Raw genomic sequence first — 18810 nt, forward strand, 5'->3', positions numbered from 1 at the left:
GCCAAACTATCGCGAAATCATTGCTAAATTTGCGCCACAATATTCAGCCCGATAGAATCTCATCATCACTTGAATAATGAGCTTTTTGTCGTGACCAACCTCCTCATCCAACACGCGTCGTTAAGTTGGAACGCTCAGGGTACACCTGTATCGCAACAGTTTGATGACGTCTATTTTTCGAATCAGGATGGGTTGGCAGAAACCCGTTATGTGTTTTTAAAGGGCAATCAGTTTCCAGAGCGTTTCACCACGCACCCGCGCGCAGCCTGCGTGATAGCAGAAACCGGCTTTGGCACGGGTCTGAATTTTCTGACGCTGTGGCAGGCGTTTGCCGACTTTCGTCAACAGAAGCCACAGGCGACATTGCGCCATCTGCATTTCATTAGCTTCGAGAAATTCCCTCTGCATCGGCATGATTTGGCTGCCGCACACGCACAGTGGCCGGAGCTGGCCGCATTCGCAGATGAATTGCGAGAGCAATGGCCGCTAGCGCTGCCGGGCTGTCATCGTCTGATTCTGGCGCAAGGTACTATCACGCTTGATTTATGGTTCGGTGACGTTAACGTCTTACTGCCTGAGCTGGATGATACTCAGAACCATCAGGTCGACGCCTGGTTTCTGGATGGCTTCGCGCCTGCCAAAAACCCAGACATGTGGACGGATAATCTGTTTCAGGCAATGGCTCGTTTGTGCCGTAAAGAAGGCACGTTCGCCACCTTTACCGCCGCAGGATTTGTCCGTCGCGGTCTGCAACAGGCGGGGTTTCAGGTCAGTAAAATCAAAGGATTCGGGCAGAAGCGTGAGATGCTGAGCGGCATTCTTCCCGACACGCTTCCCGTCATGTCGCCGACGCCGTGGTATTCGCGCCCTGCTGCTAGCACGACTGATGACATTGCGATTATTGGCGGCGGCATCGCCAGCGTGCTTACTGCCCTCGCGCTGCAACGGCGCGGCGCGAACGTCACGCTCTACTGCGCCGAGGCACAGCCTGCTACGGGCGCATCCGGCAATCGTCAGGGGGCGCTGTATCCTCTGCTGAATAACCGGCACGATGCCGTGTCCCGCTTTTTCTCCCTCGCGTTTGACTTTGCCCATCGTAGCTATACCGCGCTGGCACAGCAGGGGCTGGCATTTGAGCATCAGTGGTACGGCGTCAGCCAGCTCGCCTGGGATGAAAAAAGTGCGCGTAAAATCGAGCAGATTCTGCAAGGCGAATGGCCGGAAGCGCTGGTCGTCAGCGTGGATACGCAGCAACTGGAAAATCACAGCGGCCTGAATCCCGGCGTAAACGGCATCACTTATCCTGACGGCGGCTGGCTGTGCCCGGCGGAACTGACAGCTTCTGCGCTGAAGCTGGCACAGCAGAACGGTCTGTCGGTACAGATGAGTACTACCGTTTCCGCATTAGACAAAACGGACGGCGGCTGGGCGCTCACCCTGAGCACTGGCCAGCAGGTAAATCATGCAGTCGTGGTGCTGGCAAATGGTCACCACATTACCGACTGGCCACAGACATCGCACTTACCCGCTTACGCCGTGCGCGGACAGGTCAGCCATATTCCGACCAACCCGGTGCTAGGTCAGCTTAAACAGGTTCTGTGCTACGACGGCTATCTGACGCCAGTGAGTCCGCAACATCAGACGCACTGCATCGGAGCGAGCTATTTACGGGGTGAAACACACTGTGATTATCGGGAAGACGAACAGCAAGAGAACCGCCAACGGCTGCTGAATTGTTTGCCCGACGCAGACTGGGCGAAAACGGTCGATGTCAGCGATGCGCAGGCGCGTCAGGGCGTCCGCTGCGCGCTGCGCGATCATCTGCCGCTATTAGGCGCGGTACCGGACTATGAACAAACGCTGGCCGAGTATGAAGATCTACTGCACCCTCAACACCGTGCCGACGCGGTACCAAACGCCCCCTACTGGCAGGATCTGTTCATCATCGGTGCGTTGGGCTCACGCGGGCTTTGCTCTGCTCCACTCGCAGCAGAAATTTTGGCCTCACAGATGTATGGCGAACCGCTACCGCTGGACCGCGATACGCTCGCCGCACTCAACCCAAATCGTTTCTGGATAAGAAAACTACTGAAAGGTAAACCCGTGGCTCAGGATTAATAAACTATCTCTTCACAGACAAACGGCCTCTTGTGCACAAATGCCACGACTTGTAATGGTTTTTGCCAGAATCCGGCTTAAAAAATTATGCAGCGGTGAGCTTGGCCGCCGAGTGAGCGACAAGACGTCGCGAAAACCAGTGCCGCGTCGGACAAAAACGTCAGAGACGTTTTTGAACAGCACTTGTGCTGGCCCGAAGGGCGAGCTCCATTTATGGGGCGAGTAAACGCGTCACTGGTGGCTCGATTAGCGGTCACGAACACCGATGGCACCGCGAAGCGGCATAATTTAGCCGGCAGCCTGGGTTCGCAGGGCGGCGGCGACTGAGCGCCCTGCGTCGGGCGCGTATACGGTATCGCATATGAATAGCAGCAGTGTGGCGCACGAAACTGTCTCTGAATCTGCATAGGAATGTAACTGAGAGACAGTGAGTAGGGAACGGTCATAACGAGTTCAGCTAAACTCATTCTAAACAATTCAAGCTAGTGCGTACTATTCTGCGCCTGCTGGAACAGACGTTCCCACATCCCGTTAACCAGCACCTGATCCGGTGGTGACAGCTCACCGTTTTTGATGGCGTTATTGATACTGTCGCTAACGCGCAGATGCAGTGCTTCAAGCGTGTGTTCCCCATGCTCTTCCGCTTCTGCCACCGACACCGTCAGATGACCACGCAAATAGCCGCCGGCAAACAGTTCATCGTCGCTGGCATGCTCTACCATGTCATCAATCAGCGCCAGAATGCGCGTTTCAAATTCTGCGATCATTTCTTATCCTCAAATTTTTGCGGTTCCCGCGCATCACAGATCGGCTGGATACGGGAAGCTCGCCGCCGTCAGCGGTGGCGTATTGTAAAACGATTGTAATGCACGAATAAAGCTGGCCGGACGCGCGGGAATCCCTTCTTCCAGATACTGCATCACCTGTGCATGCACGCGCCGCTGGAAATCAATACGGTCCGGCTCACAGTCGCCGTTCAGGTTGTCGCAGCTGACGTTAAACGGAAAGCCTGCGGCGACACAGAACAGCCAATCGAAGGCCTGCGGTTTGATTTCTACGCCCTCAAACTGGCTTTGCGTCGAGGCATCACGACCATCCGGGCAGTACCAGTAGCCGAAATCGACCTGCAAGCGCCGCTGGGCACCCGCAATGCACCAGTGAGAAATCTCGTGTAGCGCGCTGGCATAAAAACCGTGGGCAAACACAATCCGGTGATACGGAATGTCATCATCCGCTGGCAGATAAATCGGCTCATCGTCGCCTTTTATCAGACGGGTATTGTATTCATCGCCAAAGCAATCATTAAAAATATCAATCAGCTGTTGATAGTGGTGCGTCGTAGTCATGTTATCTGTTGTTATCATAATTTGTTGTTATAAAAACTGTCCCAGCCAAACGGCAATCTCGTGCCCGTGGCTGTCATAAATCAGTTTGCCGCTCATGATGGCGGAAACCAGCACCAGCATCGGACGAATCAGCTTTTGCCCTTTCGTCATCACCATTTTGGCTCCCAGTCGCGCACCGAGGATTTGCCCGATCAGCATGACCCCTCCGACCACCCAGACCACTTTTCCGCCGAGCATAAAAAACAGCAGCCCGCCGAAGTTGGAGGTAAAGTTCAGGATTTTGGCATGCGCCGTCGCTTTTGCCAGATTGAAACCATACAGAGTAACAAAGGCCAGCGCGTAAAACGATCCGGCACCGGGGCCGAAGAAACCGTCATAAAAACCGACACAACTGCCTGCCACAATCGCAAACGGAAGTGGCGACAGACGACGCTGCCGATCTCCATCGCCGATTTTTGGCGTTAATAAAAAGTAGAGACCGATGCCAATAATCAGTAATGGCAGCAGTTGGCGCAGAAAATCAGCATTGATCTGCTGGATCAGCCAGGCACCGAAGGTCGAGCCGACAAACGTCAGCGCAATCGCCAGCTTCTGCTCGCCCAGATTCACCGCACGGCGGCGGATGAAATACAGGCTGGCGGAAAAGGATCCGCCGACAGCCTGAAGTTTATTCGTTGCCAGCGCCTGCGCCGGGGATAAACCCGCCGCCAGCAAGGCAGGGATCGTCAATAAACCGCCCCCGCCCGCAATCGAATCAATAAACCCTGCCAACGCCCCGACAAAAAACAGTACGGCCAGCATTTCTGGCCCAAGAACTAACCAGTCCATAATTATTTTTTATCTCGCGACATAGTTATCTGTTATCTCGCATAGTGACTCGTTATCTCGCAGCAAAATGTCTGTCGAGCAGTGCCTGACAAGACGGAGGCAACGGCGGCGGCGTGGTTTTTTCCGGAGCTTCGGTACTCGGCTGTTTTGGCTGGAACCAGCTGGTTAACTCGGCACCGCATCCGTCACCGACAGGTGGCTCGTCCTGATCCTGACACTCAAGGCTGTCCGCCGGGCAACGCAGGCGCACATGCATATGTGCACGGTGTGCAAACCAAGGGCGAACTTTGCGCAGCCAGTCACGATCGTGACCCGCTTCAACACACAGCTGTTTTTTAATCGCCGGATTAACGAAGATGCGCGTTACGTCGCTATCCAACGCAGCGGTTTTGATCAAGGTGGTGATTTCCGGTCGCCAAACGCGCGGGTTAACGTTCAGTCCGCTGGCGTTAACCAAGTCGATAGGCTGCGGCTTCAGCAACTGCTGCTCGCTCCAGCGCTGTCTGGGCAATTGCAGCCAGATGTCGACATCCAGCCCGGATTGGTGACTGGCGTGGCCGCTGCTGAAACGTCCACCAACAGGCATGCCCATATCCCCCACCAGCACATTACCTGAGGTCGTACGCTTGACCTCGTTGCTCAGGCGGTGGATAAACGCCAGAAGATCGGGGTGACCGAAATAGCGGCGCTGATCGACGCGCATCACCTGATAATCCAGCGACTGCAATGGCAGCGGCTGGGCACCGATGATACAGCCATTGGAAAAACTACCAATTGACTGTGACGTACCCGCGACCGGATGCGTTATCTCCTGCCAGGGCGTTTTCGCCCATGCGACATTCGACAACAGCGGCGCGCTCAGTGCCAGCGCGAGAACCCCGATTAACCCTTGTTTCATTATTTTTTACCAGCGAGGAACCAGACTGTTCACATCCCCACACTGTGCGCGTTGGCGCAGCAGGTGATCCATTAACACAATCGCCATCATGGCTTCGGCAATCGGCACCGCGCGAATACCCACACACGGATCGTGACGCCCGCGCGTAACCATTTCAGTCGCTTCACCCTGACGGTTGATCGTTTTCCCCGGCACCATAATGCTGGAGGTCGGCTTCAACGCCAGATGCGCAACGATATTCTGACCGCTGCTGATCCCGCCCAAGATGCCGCCAGCGTGATTGCTTTGGAAACCGTCCGGCGTGATTTCGTCTCGGTTTTCGCTGCCACGCTTGGTGACAACCGCAAAGCCATCGCCAATTTCGACGCCTTTCACGGCGTTAATGCTCATCAGTGCGTGAGCCAAGTCGGCATCCAGACGATCAAAGACCGGCTCGCCTAATCCGACAGGCACCGATTCCGCGACTACGCTGACCTTCGCGCCAATGGAGTCGCCTTCTTTTTTCAGCGCCCGCATCAGTTCATCCAAGGCTTCCAGCTTGTCGACATCCGGGCAGAAGAACGGGTTTTGCTCAACCTGTTCCCAATCTTTCAGCTCGCAGGTGACATCGCCAATCTGCGACAGATAGCCACGTATCTTCACACCATGTTGCTGTTGCAGGTATTTCTTCGCAATCGCACCCGCGGCAACGCGCATCGCCGTTTCGCGCGCGGAAGAGCGGCCACCACCACGGTAATCACGTTGACCGTATTTTTGCTCATAGGTGTAATCGGCGTGGCCGGGGCGAAAGACATCTTTAATCGCACCGTAATCCTGAGAACGCTGGTCGGTATTTTCAATCAACAGGCCAATACTGGTCCCTGTTGTCACGCCTTCAAAAACGCCGGACAGAATCTTGACCTGATCGGGTTCGCGGCGCTGCGTCGTATAGCGGGAGGTCCCCGGACGACGACGATCCAAATCGTGTTGCAGATCCGCTTCCGTTAGCGGGATGCCCGGCGGTACGCCGTCAACAATACATCCCAGAGCAATACCGTGGGATTCACCAAATGTAGTGACGCGGAAAAATTGCCCAATACTGTTGCCTGCCATCACAACTCCTTCGCATGTGTTCTGTTTCTGCCTTACCGTCTAAACGGTAAGGCGAATAAATATCGTTATGACCGTTTAATCACGGTAAGCGCTGAAATGCGCTTTGCAATCAACCAGCTGTGATTGCGTTAGCATAAACACGCCGTCACCGCCGTTATCAAACTCCAGCCAGGTGAACGGGATTTCTGGGTATTGATCGATCAGGTGCACCATGCTGTTGCCCACTTCGCAAATCAGCACGCCGTCGTCGCTCAGATAATCTGGTGCACAGGCCAGAATACGACGCACCAGATCCAGACCGTCGTTACCCGCCGCCAGCCCCAGTTCAGGCTCGAAACGGAATTCCTGCGGCAGATCGAACATATCTTCTTCATCCACGTACGGTGGATTAGTCACGATTAAATCATAGCGAATCGCCGGTAAATCGCGGAACAGATCAGAGCGAATCGGCGTCACGCGGTATTCCAGACCGTGCTGCTGAATATTTTGCTCGGTTACCGCCAGCGCATCGTTGGAGATATCGACCGCATCGACTTCCGCTTCTGGGAACGCCTGAGCGCAGGCAATAGCAATGCAGCCGCTGCCCGTGCACAGATCCAGAATATGGTTTGGCGTTTTTGGCAGTTGCTCATCAAAATAGTTATTGATCAGCTCACCAATGGGAGAGCGCGGCACCAGCACGCGTTCGTCCACGTAGAATTCCAGGCCGCAAAACCAGGCCTTGTTGGTCAGATAGGCGACCGGGATACGCTCATTGACGCGGCGAATCACACGTTCAACAATGCGCTGCCGTTCGCTGGTGATCAAACGGGACGTGTACATATCTTCAGGAATATCGAGCGGCAGATACAGGCTAGGCAATACCAGCTGTATGGCTTCATCCCAGGGATTATCCGTCCCGTGGCCGTAATAGACGTTGGCTGCGTTAAACCGGCTAACAGCCCAGCGCAACATATCCTGAATGGTATGAAGTTCACTGACGGCCTCATCGACGAAAATTTTGTCCAAGGGTGTCCTCCGCAGACAGTTCTGAATGGGAAATTGGCGCTTAGTTTGCCATGAAGCCCGCGACAAATCAGCAGATATAACCGACTGAACGCGCCCCGATACAGACTTTTATTTAGCGACAGCGGGGAGACAAGGTAAACTGATCGAATGTTGACGCAAGATGAATGAAACATGAGTAATAAATTTTCGCTGAATGACGACGAATTACAGCTTTTTCGCACGTCAATCACTGGCACAAAAAAATTGCGTCAGGATACCTATACCCATAAACCGCTGCGCAAAAAACCGGGCGAATTACCCGCCAAACGGGCATTGCAGGAGCAGGTTGATGCCAGTTTCTATTTTTCGGATGAGTTTCAGCCACAGCTGGATGCAGAAGGCCCGACGCGCTATATCCGTCCGGGAGCTAGCCCCTATGAATTGAAGAAGCTTCGACGGGGAGATTATTCACCGGAGCTGTTTCTGGATTTGCATGGCCTGACGCAGCTTCAGGCGAAGCAGGAATTGGGCGCGCTGCTAGCGGCCTGTCGGCGGGAGTATGTTTACTGCGCCTGTGTGATGCACGGGCATGGCAAACATATACTTAAGCAACAAACGCCACTCTGGCTGGCACAGCACCCTGACGTGCTGGCTTTTCATCAGGCCCCGAAAGAATTTGGTGGAAGTGCCGCGCTGCTGGTGTTGGTGGCGTTGGAAGCCCCTTCGCTTGAATAAGCTCATCCTTCTTCAAAAAACGATGAGGCATGTAAGTTCATTACATGCCTCATACCGTATGAATTCAGGAATGTGGGGTTAGTCGTATCAGGATTTCGCGTTCAACTGGGCCGGGCTGACTTGCCAGTGCAGAATGCCATGACCGGATTCCGCTTCCACCTTCACGCAGGCAATAGCAGATGTAGCGAACATCGGCGCAGTTTCATTCTGGCATAATTCGGCAACCAGATAGCCCACCAGCGGCAGATGCGACACAACCAGCACCGCCCCCACGCCTTCTCTCGCCAGCGTTTGCAGATAATAGCTGACAAGCTGGGCATCGCCACCGGGCGTCAGCTCATTCAGGCAATCCGCTTCTTCCGGCAACGGCAGCACTTTTTTCACCACCTCGAGCGTTTGCTGGGCACGCAAATAGGGGCTCACCAGAACGCGCTCAATATCGATATTTTGCTCATTCAACCAACACGCCATCTGGCGGGATTCATCACGACCAGCGTCGCTCAACGGCCGGACGGCATCACTCGCTGCATCAAGTACCGCATCACCATGACGCATTATCAACACTTGCATATTACACCGCTATGTTAATGAAATATATGATATATCCTCATACTTAATGCTGTATGAGCATTGGCTTTTCTGCCATTTTGGCATACCTGCAATGTAAGCCATATAAGGTATATACCCTACATCACTCAAGTATGATGGGTATAACCGCTTTATTGCTGTAGGTTACCTGAGTTTCTCGCTATGTAAACTCACCTGAGGTCAGGTTTAGGTAGAAAAGTCATCATACCCGCTTCCCAACCATAGACTACCCACTGAGATCTGCCGTGAATGCGACCCAATACTGTTATAACATTAACCATTCTGAAAACGCGTTGTTAGCACATCTATCGTTAATGAGTCAGTAATCGTAATGTATCAGCAACGTCATGAGACTCGCTCGATCTTCTTTTTCATCATTAATTACATGATAAATAAAAAATTTATAGATATACGGCAGAATCTACCCACTCGAAATACATAACCATGTCTTTATGATGGTCATTATGATCGCTTACAATAAAATCAAAAAATAGGATACAGAATTCAACAATGAACAAAAAATCAGCATAAAACACTGATAAAATCAAAAATGTCGATTTCTTGCACTTTTTTAACGCATATCAATTTTTGCGACATTGTTAAACAACCACTCTGGTTCTATCTTTATCTTAAATAGATCCTTTTTTACTATTCGTTTTTTATAAACAAGGTCATTACACAGAATATAACGCCATATAATGAAAATAGATTGCTCTTCTATTTATGGACGAATGTGCAATTCAGGATAAAGCCCGAAGAACCTCTCTGTTATTTATATGCCCGCAATTATTCACGCCACGGAAGATAAAATTAGTCATACATTTTCTTTATAGCATTACCTTCACCATACGGAACGTACTGAAAGTAGTAGCGATATATTTCAGTAGTGCGAAATTTTAGTGTCAATGGTTCTGCCAATCAGGAAAGAGAATAAACGCTCTGTATTTTCCCGGTCGGTTAATCTATGCCATATAAATATCCGTACTGATTAAAACGACTCGTTATGATTACTTTGGTAATAGTCATTCTTGACGAGCTGTTTTCACGAAAATCAATGTGCTGTCGTGAAAACACATTCGATGAAAATAAGTGAGAGGCATATAAAGGAATCATTATGAATTCTAAACGTATAGCATTACCTATTCTGGCCACACTATTTACCACATTCGGCCTATCCCCCACCGCAAGCAGCGTGACGATTAGTGGTCAGATCCCTGTATCACTGACGATTACTTCCGCCTGCACGGTCAACAACGGGGGAGGCGCAGGCACTACATGGGGAACAATCAACTTTGGCTCTCATTCCGATCTGACAGCCAGTATTGACTCTCAGGTTACCAGTGTCTCGGGCAACGGGATTACCGTCAGTTGCTCTGTTGGCACACCGGCGACGTTGTACATCGGTGCGGGTGCAAACGCCACCGCCTCGCTACGCCGGTTAGCGCCGGGCACAGGAGCCTACAACGTCCCTTACCGTTTATACAGTGATTCAACCCGTACGACCGAAATCACACTCAGTACTACAACCGGAATTGCCATTGTTGCAACGGGCAACCCACAGCCGGTTCCGGTGTATGCCCGTATCCTGCCGTCAGATCAGACCGTGCTATCTCCCACCGCAGGGGCTTATACCGACACCGTCACTGCCACGATCGAATGGTAGTTTTTTACAGGCTGGCATGTTCGCATGCCAGCCTCTTTAGGGTCATTGATCCACAAGAAAAGGAGCCGTTATGTCACTACATCTCATACGCGATTCCGCGTTGACTACCTACGCCCTGCCGTTCCCTCTGGCTTTGGGCGTTTCCCGTGCGGCTATTCAGGCTCGATAGCCGCGGGTATTGCGATGCGTTTTCCATCAGCATTGATTTTCTCGTTCCTGCTGTCTGGTTCCATCGTTCCCACGGTGGCGATGGCGCTCACCGTGAGCAGCACATTCGATGTCACCGCAACGATACAAAAAGGCTGTGTGTTTGGCACCAGTACAGCAAGCAGCCAGCCCAATATGGGAACGCTTAACTTTGGGACGCGCAGCGCCACGGCGACCAACGTGGATGTCGCCAGCACCAGCGGCGGGGGCTCGATTATCGCCACCTGTACACCTGGCACTAACGCCATCATTGAACTGGGCTACGGTACCAATGGCGGCAGCAGCGCGCAGCGTTATCTGAAGAATGCAGCCGGGACGCGCCTGTTGGCCTATCAGCTTTACCGCGATGCGGCACGCACACAGGTCTGGGGAACGGGAAGTCTGGCGCTCAGCATTGTTTCTTTTCCCGCCACAACCCAGACCTACACCGTTTACGCCCGCTATTTTGGCGGCACGCCTCTGCCTCCCGCGGGGGTTTATACCGATAACGTGACCGTCAGCCTGACTTATTAAAAACACAACAGGGTGAACACAGGATGAAAAGGAAAATGACGTTTTTTATTCGGGCAATGGTTTTTTTATTAAGCGGTTTCAGCGCATTTTGCTTTGCCGCCAGTTCTATCCTCGTTTGGCCGATTTATCAGGTCATTGAGTCCGATGAGAACAGCTCAGCGCTCTGGTTGGAAAATAAAGGCACTGCGCCCGTTGGCTTACAAATTCGTATTGTGTCCTGGAAGCAAATAGATTTTCAGGATCGTTATGCCGAGCAAAGTAACGTGATTGCCACACCGCCGTTCATGACGCTGGAGCCGGGCAAGCGCAATATGATACGCCTGATTCGCGTCAACCCTGCCCCCGCCAATACCGAACAGGCTTACCGCATCATCGTTGATGAAATCTCCGCGCCCTACCAACAAGATGCGCCACAGATGGGGCTGCAATTCCAGATGCGCTATCTGCTGCCGCTGTTTCTTGATGGTGCAGGCATTTGGACGCATAGTCGCCCGGACAAACGACGCGCCACCGCCGAGCCTACGCTGCCCGTGCTCAGTTGGCGAGTTAGCGCAGTTGGGGGGAAAAACTATCTTTATGTCCGCAATCGTGGCGTCGTCCATGCCCGCTTGAGCAATGTCTATTGGTCAGCCGACCAAAGCGGGAAAGGAAGCAGGGTAAAGGTAACCGACGGCTTTTTAGGCTATGTGCTACCGGGACAAGAGATGCGCTGGCCGCTGCCTGCGGGCGTATCCACACCGGGTGCGGCAATGCAGCTCTTCACCAGCCTGATCGATATCACCGACCCCATTTTGATCAAACGCGAATGATGGGTCGATTAACGACAGCGGCGTGTTTATTGACCGTACCGCCAGGATGAGGTCAGGCATGAAGAGTAAAACAGGTATGTTCCCCCTGCTCATCTATGCCCCGTTTACGCTGTTTTATTCTGCGACGATTCTCGCGGAAGACTATACCGATCTTCCCCCGCCCCCCAGCGCCATGCCCTCACTCAGCGAATCCGTTTACTATTTAACGATTTCCGTCAACGGGCAGAGCGATAATCTGGTCGTGCCTGTCACGTATCGTGAGGGAAACTATTATGTGGATGCAGCAACACTGCGTTCGAATCATGTCCGTCTATCTGAGCAAAGTGTGGGGCTGGTGAATGTCAGCGCCCTGCCAGAAGTCACCGCCGATTACGATCAGGCCATACAGCAGCTAAAAATCACCGTGCCTACACTCTGGCTACCCGAGCAATCTGTTGAAGGCGGCGGGCAGGACATGATGCGCTTTCCCGCCCGCAGCAGCCCTGGGTTATTGTTCAACTATAACCTTTATTACACCTCGCCCCGCAGCAATTCAGACTCACTCAACAGTTGGATGGAACAGCGTTTTTTTAGCCCTTACGGTACCTTATCCAATACGGGGGTCTACTATTTCGCCTCGGGCAGCGATACCGCGCAGCAAGATGGCTATCAGCGTTTCGATACCTATTGGCGCTATAACGATAACGAACGCATGCTCACCTATCAGGTTGGTGACCTGATTAGCAACTCGCTGACGTGGAGCAACTCGGTGCGTATGGGCGGTCTGCGCGTCGCCCGCAATTTCGGCCTTCGCCCGGATATCGTCACTTATCCAATGCTGCAATATACCGGTACGGCCGCCGTGCCCAGCACGCTTGACCTGTTTATCAACGGGTATAAAGCGAACAGCACCAGCCTGAATGCAGGCCCCTTCACCCTCACGAATACGCCTTACCTGAACGGCGCTGGGGAAGCCACCGTCATTACCACAGACGCTCAGGGGCGGCAGATTTCTACCACGATCCCGTTTTACGTCTCCAACGCATTGTTAAGAGAGGGGTTAAGCGATTTCGATCTGTCCGTTGGCGTGTTACGTCAGGACTATGGCATAAAGAATAATGCCTATACTGACGATCCCGCTGTCAGCGGCATCTATCGCTATGGGTTGACCAATAAGCTGACCGTGTCAGTGCATGGCGAAGCCGTACAGGATCTCTATCTGCTCGGTGCAGGAGCCGATTTTACCCTTGGCCGCTGGGGCACCCTGAGTTCGTCCTACAGTCAGAGCGAAAAGGAAGCCACCGGACACCAGTACACCACGGGCTACTCTTACTACGCTTCCGCGTTTGGCCTGAATGTTCAACATGCCAAACGCAGTGAGGAATATCGCGATTTAACCGCCGTACTCGCAGAAGGCCGCCTCAGCCGAGAAAGCTATCAGGCAACGCTCAGCAGCCAGCTGTTCGGCGAAGGCAACGGTTCATTCGGCGTGGGTTATTTCGATATCCGCGCGTACGATTCCACCCGTACTCGCCTGCTGAACTTCTCTTTCAGCCGTCAGGTCTGGCAAGACAGCTCTATTTATCTCGCCTTTAACAAAGCGCTGGGAGAAAACGGCTACAGCGCCCAGATCCAGTTCGTGATGCCTTTTGGTACAAACGGCAGCATCAATGCCGGCGTTCAGCGCGACAACAATGGCGATTATTCACCGCGTGTCGGGGTGAACCGTACCGCCCCGACAGAAGGTGGATTAGGCTGGAATGCGGCCTATGGCGCGGGGAAAAATCCTTATCACCAAGGCTCGCTGAACTGGCGCGGCCCTTATGCCATGGTTGCTGGTGGCACGTATGGCAATGAAGGAAACACCACGCAATGGGGTGAACTGAGCGGCTCGCTGATCTACATGAACGGGGGGCTTTTCGCCAGTAACCGTATCAACGATGCTTTTATTGTGGTCGATACCGAGGGATACCCTGACGTCCCAGTAAAATATGAAAACCAGTTAGTAGGAAAAACCAACAAACGCGGTCATTTGCTTGTGCCGTGGGTCGTGTCAAATTACCCCGCGAAAGTGGAAATTGACACACTACAGCTGCCAGCCAACGTCACCACGCCACAGGTGGAATCACGCGTGGCAGTCAAAGAAGGCAGCGGCACCATCGTCACGTTCCCCGTTCATGCCGTGCGATCCGCCAACATAAAGCTGCGCAATACGGATGGCAACCCACTCACCATCGGCACCTGGATAACAAACGAGGTCAGCGGGGACACCACCATCAGCGGCTACGATGGCCTGGTCTATTTCACCAACCTGGAAACCTCGAACCGCTTACGCTTTAAACAAGAAGACGGACAGCTTTGCCGAGTGACATTTTCACTGCCGGAATCACAAACCATGATGGCGACCATCGGCCCGCTTACCTGCCAGACTGACTCAAAAGGATAAAACGATGCTGACCCCGATACCGAAAATCCAGCACTTCTTCCCTGCCAACCGGCGAGCTGCCCGTTGGCTACGTCTGGCCTTCCTGTCGATGGCGCTGTATTACGCGCCCTTTAGCTACGCCGCCTGCACGACGCCACCGAGTTCCACTACGCTGGGGCCTTATGCCTCTTCCATTGTCGGCGTTAACGGGACCCCCCAAATCGTGACATCAGGCAGTGGATTCCGCTGTACAGGGAGTGTGTTGAGTTTAATCAGTACCAATACGATTACCGTCACAATACTCGATGACAGTAACCCCAGCGGTACCGCCATGCGGATGCGCAGAGGGGCGAGCACAGACTACGTTCCCTATAGTCTGTGTATCGATTCTGGCTGCGGGACGCTCTATAACATCGGTTCAACTTACACCTGGTCTCGGACTACGTTTCTGGGCATCTTAGGTCTGTTCAATTCAGCGGATGGCTCCATACCGATCTATATCCGCACCAGTATCGGCAACAACGTGGCGGCCGGGACCTATACCGATACAGTGACGATTAAATGGGACTATGAACTTTGTTCGCTGGGAGCGTTAGGTATTTGTGTTTACGAAAGGGGCTCAACCACTTCAACCCTCAATATCACCATGAACATCACCAATGATTGCCAGATCACCAGCGCGCCGAATATCAGTTTTGGTACGGCGGCGTTCCCTGCCGATTTCGCGGCAGTCAACAATAACCTCGGCGTTCGCTGTACGCTGCTGGGTGCCTATACCGTCAAGCTGGTCAGTACCCACCCCGACGATGCCAACTGGCGTAGAATGACGGCCACCGTCGGCGGCACGCCTTACTATTTGCAATATCAGCTCTACCGCACGGGGAACATCGCCTGGACCGAGACTAACGATTACAGCGGGGCGGGGACGGGGATCACACAGAATATCCCATACACCGCCCGAATTAACGCCAGTCAGGCCAGCAAGCCGGAGGGCGCGTATAAAGATACCGTCACGATTAACGTCACGATCAACTAGCGCGCTGGTCTTCATCGGTTGGCGGATAAAACGTCCGCCGACCTTCCCGCATCGCGAGTAGACGTTCACACGGCGCGAACCGATCGCCATACTGTTGTTGCAACACCAGCAGCGTTTTCACTACCGTTTCCACTCCCAGACGATCCATATAGTGGAACGGCCCGCCGAGGAAAGGAGGGAAGCCAATGCCAAATACCGCGCCGATATCGCCGTCACGGGCACACTGGATCACGCCTTCATCCAGACAACGCGCGGCCTCATTCAGCATCATCATCACAGCACGCTGGCTGATGAGCGCGGGGTCGATATGGGCCTTCGGTGTCACATCCAGCAGCGGATAAACCGAGCTGTCTACCTCTCTGCCCGCGTGCCAGAAACGGCGCGTTTTATTGTACCGATAGAATCCTTTCCCATTCTTGCGCCCTTTGCGCCCATCTTTCAGGATCGCGTCGAACGCTGGCGGGGAGGTAAAGCGCTTGCCCAGTTCTTCACTCAGCACTGGCACAATTTTGGTCGCGACATCAATGCCGACTTCATCAAGCAGCGCGAGCGGGCCGACGGGGAAGCCAAAACGCACCAACGCATAGTCAATCGATTCGATCGGCTCCCCTTCCAGCAGGCAATAAGCGGCTTCGTTGATATAAGGCGCTAATATGCGATTCACATAAAAACCAGCGCTGTCGCCCACGACAATCGCGGTTTTCCCCTGCTTTCTCGCCAGAGCCACCGTCGTTGCGACCGTCTCTGTGCTGGTGTGAGCGTGGGGAATAACCTCAACCAGCGGCATTTTATCCACCGGGCTAAAGTAGTGCAGGCCCACAACCTGCTGCGGGCGGCGTGCGCCCTCTGCGATCTGGTGGATCGGCAGCGAGGACGTATTCGACGCAAAAATCGTGTGCGGTGCGGCATGATCTTCAATCTCCGCCACCATTTGCCGTTTCAGCGCCAGATCTTCAAAAACGGCCTCAATGACGATATCCGCATGTTCAAAACCACGATAGTCCGTACTACCGGAAATCAACGTCATCAGCCGCTGGCGCTCCGTCGGCTTCATCCGCTTACTCTGAACGCGCTTGGTCAGCAGCTCCCAGTTGTACTTCAGCGCATGGTTAATGCCCTGTTCATTGATATCTTTAATACGCACCGGCAACTGCCCGCGCGTCGTCGTCACGCTGGCAATCCCACCGCCCATCAGCCCACCGCCGAGAATACCGACGCGGTGGATCGGCTTCGCTTCAGAAGCCGCACCGGAGGTTTTCTTTAATGCATTGGAGGCAAAGAACAGATGGCGTAGCGCGGCCGATTCCGGCGTCATCACCAGTTTTCCGAACGCTTTCGCCTCATGCCGATACCCTTCCTCACGGCCTTTTTCTATGCCACGCCGCACCACCTGAATGATTTTTTCCGTGGCCGGATAGTTGCCGTGTGTTTTCGCACGTGTTTTGCGTTTCACCATTTTGAACAGCACATGGCGAATACCCGGACTGCTCAGCAAACGCGAACGCCAGCCCAGCGGCACCGCTTTGCGTTTTCCTTTTTTGAGAATCTCGACCGCCGTCTCCAGCAGAATATCGTGCGGGACGGCCTCATCAACCAGCCCCTGTCGTAGTGCCTGACTCGCACGGAGGTGGCGACCGGTCAGAATGAGATCCAGCGCGCTATCCAGACCAATTAACCGTGGCAAACGCTGTGTTCCGCCTGAACCGGGAAGAAGGCCAAGCTGCACTTCCGGTAACCCCAGCACCGTTTTTTCATCCAGCGAGCAGACGCGATAGTCACAGGCCAATGCCAGCTCCAGCCCACCGCCCAGACAGGCACCGTGTATCGCGGCCACCACGGGGAACGGCAGCGCGGCCACCTGATCGAACGTTTCCTGCCCTTGCTTCGCCAGATTTTCTGCCTGTTCGGCGCTGCTGCACTGGTTCAACATGGTGATATCCGCACCGGCGATAAACGAATCAGGCTTGGCGGAAATAAAAATCAGCCCTCTGAGCGTCGCATGCTGCCGCGCCTGCTCGAAGACCGAAAGAATCTGTTCTGCAAATTCGCTCTTTAGCGTGTTCACCTTTTCGCCGGGGACATCAATGCGAATCACACCGATATTGTCCGGCCGAATGGTGAGGGAAAAAGCAGTCGGGCTTTCTGTTGCAGACACTGTTTTTTCCGTTGCAGATAATGTCTTTTCCGTTGCAGATGATGTTGTCACGGAGAAAGGCTGTTGATCGTTCATGGCGTCACCTCCAGTACCATTGCCGCACCCAGCCCGCCAGCCGCACAAGCGGTAGTTAATCCCAGTCCGCCGCCGCGACGACGCAGTTCATTCAGCGTTTGAGTAATCATCCTCGCCCCGGTGGCGGCAAAGGGATGCCCATAGGCAATAGAGCCTCCCAGCACGTTGAACTTGTCGCGATCCACTTCGCCCAGCGCGGCGTTTCTGCCTAATTGATTCCGAGCGAACTCATCGCTGGCAAACAGTTTGAGATTTGCCAACGTCTGGGCGGCAAAGGCTTCGTGCATATCAATGAGCGTGAGATCGGCCAGCGTCACACCAGCCCTTGCCAACGCCAGCGGGGAGGCATAAGCCGGCCCCAGCAACATATCACGCTGCACGCCGATGGCGCTGAATGCATAGCTGCGCAGATAGCCTAGCGGCGTGAGCCCCAGACTTTTGGCCTTGGATTCACTCATCATCAGCACCGCCGCCGCGCCATCCGTTAGCGGCGTACTGTTCGCCGCCGTGACCGTACCGTGTCGGCGATCGAACGCCGGGCGTAAGCGGGAATACTGATCCAGTGCGGAATCATGGCGCACGTTGTTATCTTCACTCAGCGCCTTGTCATAAGGTGGGACGTAAGCCGTCATGACTTCATCGCGCAGCACGCCGGATTCCCAGGCTTGAGCCGCCAGCTTGTGCGAACGGTGCGCCAGTTCATCCTGCTCTTCACGCGTGATGCCGTAGGTTTTTGCCATTTGCTCGGCGGTATCGCCCATGCGCAGCCCGGTGGAATACTCCGCCACGGCGGGCGCAACGGGGAGCAGGTCTTTCGGGCGCAGGCCGCTTAACAGTTTCAACTTCTGGCCCAGCGTCCGGGCCTTATTCATATCCACCAGCGTTCTGGCCAACGCTTTGCTGACGCCAATCGGCAGCACAGAAGAGGAATCTGCCCCGCCAGCAATGCCGACTTCCACCGTCCCCGCCATAATACTTTCCGCCACGTTGGCGACCGCCTGAAAGCTGGTAGCACAGGCGCGCGACACGCTGTAGGCATCGGTATGCACACTCATGCCCGTGCCGAGCACGATCTCTCTGGCAATATTCGGCGCTTCAGGCATTTGAACCACCTGTCCGAACACCAATAGCTCGATCAATTCAGGATCGATCCCCGTGCGAACCAGTAATTCGCTGGTGACGAGCTTTCCTAATTCGATGGCAGGTACACCATGATAGGCTGTTGCCTGCCGGGCAAATGGGGTGCGTAATCCGCTCACGAACGCAATGCGATCGCCACGGCGGGTTATCAGAGGTAATACCTCGCTCATAAACGCTCCTGTTAACCTAAAATAAAGTACGCGCACAACAGGTCAG

16 protein-coding genes are annotated in these 18810 nt (G+C 53.9%); 7 read left to right on the top strand and 9 right to left on the bottom strand.

The window, feature by feature from the left end:
- The first annotated feature begins 90 nt into the window (after positions 1 to 90).
- Positions 91 to 2118 carry a bifunctional tRNA (5-methylaminomethyl-2-thiouridine)(34)-methyltransferase MnmD/FAD-dependent 5-carboxymethylaminomethyl-2-thiouridine(34) oxidoreductase MnmC gene (gene mnmC, locus QWJ20_RS15400; RefSeq protein WP_433992913.1) on the top strand — a complete coding sequence of 676 codons (2028 nt, stop codon included), beginning with the start codon at positions 91 to 93 and terminating at the stop codon, positions 2116 to 2118.
- Positions 2119 to 2600: 482 nt separating this feature from the next.
- On the opposite strand, the gene QWJ20_RS15405 is transcribed toward mnmC, so the two are convergent.
- From QWJ20_RS15405 to prmB, 6 genes are all read right to left on the bottom strand, one after another.
- A complete protein-coding gene (locus tag QWJ20_RS15405; RefSeq protein ID WP_014916053.1) occupies positions 2601 to 2885 on the bottom strand; it encodes a YfcL family protein in 285 nt (94 codons plus the stop codon).
- Between the two features lie 33 nt (positions 2886 to 2918).
- Positions 2919 to 3464, bottom strand: coding sequence for an elongation factor P hydroxylase (locus QWJ20_RS15410; RefSeq protein WP_433992914.1), 546 nt, complete (start codon positions 3462 to 3464; stop codon positions 2919 to 2921).
- A 27-nt stretch (positions 3465 to 3491) separates the two neighbouring features.
- Complete coding sequence (locus QWJ20_RS15415; protein WP_433992915.1) at positions 3492 to 4292, bottom strand: sulfite exporter TauE/SafE family protein; 801 nt, start codon at positions 4290 to 4292, stop codon at positions 3492 to 3494.
- Between the two features lie 52 nt (positions 4293 to 4344).
- Positions 4345 to 5190: a penicillin-insensitive murein endopeptidase gene (mepA, locus tag QWJ20_RS15420; RefSeq protein WP_095700074.1), complete on the bottom strand. Its 846-nt coding sequence runs from the start codon at positions 5188 to 5190 to the stop codon at positions 4345 to 4347.
- A gap of 6 nt (positions 5191 to 5196) precedes the next feature.
- The gene (aroC, locus tag QWJ20_RS15425; RefSeq protein WP_433992916.1) at positions 5197 to 6282 is read right to left on the bottom strand and encodes a chorismate synthase; all 1086 of its coding nucleotides are present in this window, start codon (positions 6280 to 6282) and stop codon (positions 5197 to 5199) included.
- Between the two features lie 75 nt (positions 6283 to 6357).
- On the bottom strand, positions 6358 to 7290 hold the full coding sequence (gene prmB, locus QWJ20_RS15430; protein WP_120358419.1) for a 50S ribosomal protein L3 N(5)-glutamine methyltransferase: 933 nt from the start codon (positions 7288 to 7290) through the stop codon (positions 6358 to 6360).
- Positions 7291 to 7461: 171 nt separating this feature from the next.
- On the opposite strand from prmB, the gene smrB reads away from it, so the two are divergent.
- Positions 7462 to 8004: an endonuclease SmrB gene (smrB, locus tag QWJ20_RS15435; protein ID WP_095700076.1), complete on the top strand. Its 543-nt coding sequence runs from the start codon at positions 7462 to 7464 to the stop codon at positions 8002 to 8004.
- Between the two features lie 87 nt (positions 8005 to 8091).
- On the opposite strand, the gene sixA is transcribed toward smrB, so the two are convergent.
- Complete coding sequence (gene sixA / locus QWJ20_RS15440) at positions 8092 to 8574, bottom strand: phosphohistidine phosphatase SixA (RefSeq protein WP_095700077.1); 483 nt, start codon at positions 8572 to 8574, stop codon at positions 8092 to 8094.
- A 1132-nt stretch (positions 8575 to 9706) separates the two neighbouring features.
- Between sixA and QWJ20_RS15445 the strand changes: the two genes are divergently transcribed.
- The 5 genes from QWJ20_RS15445 (at position 9707) to QWJ20_RS15465 (ending at position 15224) form a co-directional block, all read left to right on the top strand.
- Positions 9707 to 10255 carry a Csu type fimbrial protein gene (locus QWJ20_RS15445; RefSeq protein ID WP_095700078.1) on the top strand — a complete coding sequence of 183 codons (549 nt, stop codon included), beginning with the start codon at positions 9707 to 9709 and terminating at the stop codon, positions 10253 to 10255.
- A gap of 183 nt (positions 10256 to 10438) precedes the next feature.
- Entirely contained in the window at positions 10439 to 10975 is a 537-nt protein-coding gene (locus QWJ20_RS15450) for a Csu type fimbrial protein (protein WP_095995047.1), read from the top strand.
- 35 nt (positions 10976 to 11010) lie between these two features.
- On the top strand, positions 11011 to 11784 hold the full coding sequence (locus QWJ20_RS15455) for a fimbrial biogenesis chaperone (RefSeq protein ID WP_174876591.1): 774 nt from the start codon (positions 11011 to 11013) through the stop codon (positions 11782 to 11784).
- Between the two features lie 58 nt (positions 11785 to 11842).
- The gene (locus QWJ20_RS15460) at positions 11843 to 14209 is read left to right on the top strand and encodes a fimbria/pilus outer membrane usher protein (protein WP_433992917.1); all 2367 of its coding nucleotides are present in this window, start codon (positions 11843 to 11845) and stop codon (positions 14207 to 14209) included.
- A gap of 4 nt (positions 14210 to 14213) precedes the next feature.
- Complete coding sequence (locus tag QWJ20_RS15465; RefSeq protein ID WP_249714256.1) at positions 14214 to 15224, top strand: Csu type fimbrial protein; 1011 nt, start codon at positions 14214 to 14216, stop codon at positions 15222 to 15224.
- Here the strand turns inward: QWJ20_RS15465 and fadJ are convergent.
- Complete coding sequence (gene fadJ, locus QWJ20_RS15470; protein WP_433992918.1) at positions 15217 to 17454, bottom strand: fatty acid oxidation complex subunit alpha FadJ; 2238 nt, start codon at positions 17452 to 17454, stop codon at positions 15217 to 15219. The two genes, QWJ20_RS15465 and fadJ, sit on opposite strands and share 8 nt — an antisense overlap.
- Positions 17451 to 18764 carry an acetyl-CoA C-acyltransferase FadI gene (gene fadI, locus QWJ20_RS15475; protein ID WP_095700084.1) on the bottom strand — a complete coding sequence of 438 codons (1314 nt, stop codon included), beginning with the start codon at positions 18762 to 18764 and terminating at the stop codon, positions 17451 to 17453. Before fadI ends, fadJ begins: the two co-directional genes overlap by 4 nt.
- Positions 18765 to 18810 lie beyond the last annotated feature (46 nt).

The organism is Pectobacterium sp. S5 (genome assembly GCF_051707265.1).
Lineage (GTDB): Bacteria > Pseudomonadota > Gammaproteobacteria > Enterobacterales > Enterobacteriaceae > Pectobacterium > Pectobacterium polare.

What these genes read in the sequence shown, in the direction of transcription:
- QWJ20_RS15405 (WP_014916053.1), bottom strand. Translation starts at nt 2,885, where the DNA reads ATGATCGCAGAATTTGAAACGCGCATTCTGGCGCTGATTGATGACATG.
- QWJ20_RS15410 (WP_433992914.1), bottom strand. Translation starts at nt 3,464, where the DNA reads ATGACTACGACGCACCACTATCAACAGCTGATTGATATTTTTAATGAT.
- QWJ20_RS15415 (WP_433992915.1), bottom strand. Translation starts at nt 4,292, where the DNA reads ATGGACTGGTTAGTTCTTGGGCCAGAAATGCTGGCCGTACTGTTTTTT.
- mepA (WP_095700074.1), bottom strand. Translation starts at nt 5,190, where the DNA reads ATGAAACAAGGGTTAATCGGGGTTCTCGCGCTGGCACTGAGCGCGCCG.
- aroC (WP_433992916.1), bottom strand. Translation starts at nt 6,282, where the DNA reads ATGGCAGGCAACAGTATTGGGCAATTTTTCCGCGTCACTACATTTGGT.
- smrB (WP_095700076.1), top strand. Translation starts at nt 7,462, where the DNA reads ATGAGTAATAAATTTTCGCTGAATGACGACGAATTACAGCTTTTTCGC.
- sixA (WP_095700077.1), bottom strand. Translation starts at nt 8,574, where the DNA reads ATGCAAGTGTTGATAATGCGTCATGGTGATGCGGTACTTGATGCAGCG.
- QWJ20_RS15445 (WP_095700078.1), top strand. Translation starts at nt 9,707, where the DNA reads ATGAATTCTAAACGTATAGCATTACCTATTCTGGCCACACTATTTACC.
- QWJ20_RS15450 (WP_095995047.1), top strand. Translation starts at nt 10,439, where the DNA reads ATGCGTTTTCCATCAGCATTGATTTTCTCGTTCCTGCTGTCTGGTTCC.
- QWJ20_RS15455 (WP_174876591.1), top strand. Translation starts at nt 11,011, where the DNA reads ATGACGTTTTTTATTCGGGCAATGGTTTTTTTATTAAGCGGTTTCAGC.
- QWJ20_RS15460 (WP_433992917.1), top strand. Translation starts at nt 11,843, where the DNA reads ATGAAGAGTAAAACAGGTATGTTCCCCCTGCTCATCTATGCCCCGTTT.
- QWJ20_RS15465 (WP_249714256.1), top strand. Translation starts at nt 14,214, where the DNA reads ATGCTGACCCCGATACCGAAAATCCAGCACTTCTTCCCTGCCAACCGG.
- fadJ (WP_433992918.1), bottom strand. Translation starts at nt 17,454, where the DNA reads ATGAACGATCAACAGCCTTTCTCCGTGACAACATCATCTGCAACGGAA.
- fadI (WP_095700084.1), bottom strand. Translation starts at nt 18,764, where the DNA reads ATGAGCGAGGTATTACCTCTGATAACCCGCCGTGGCGATCGCATTGCG.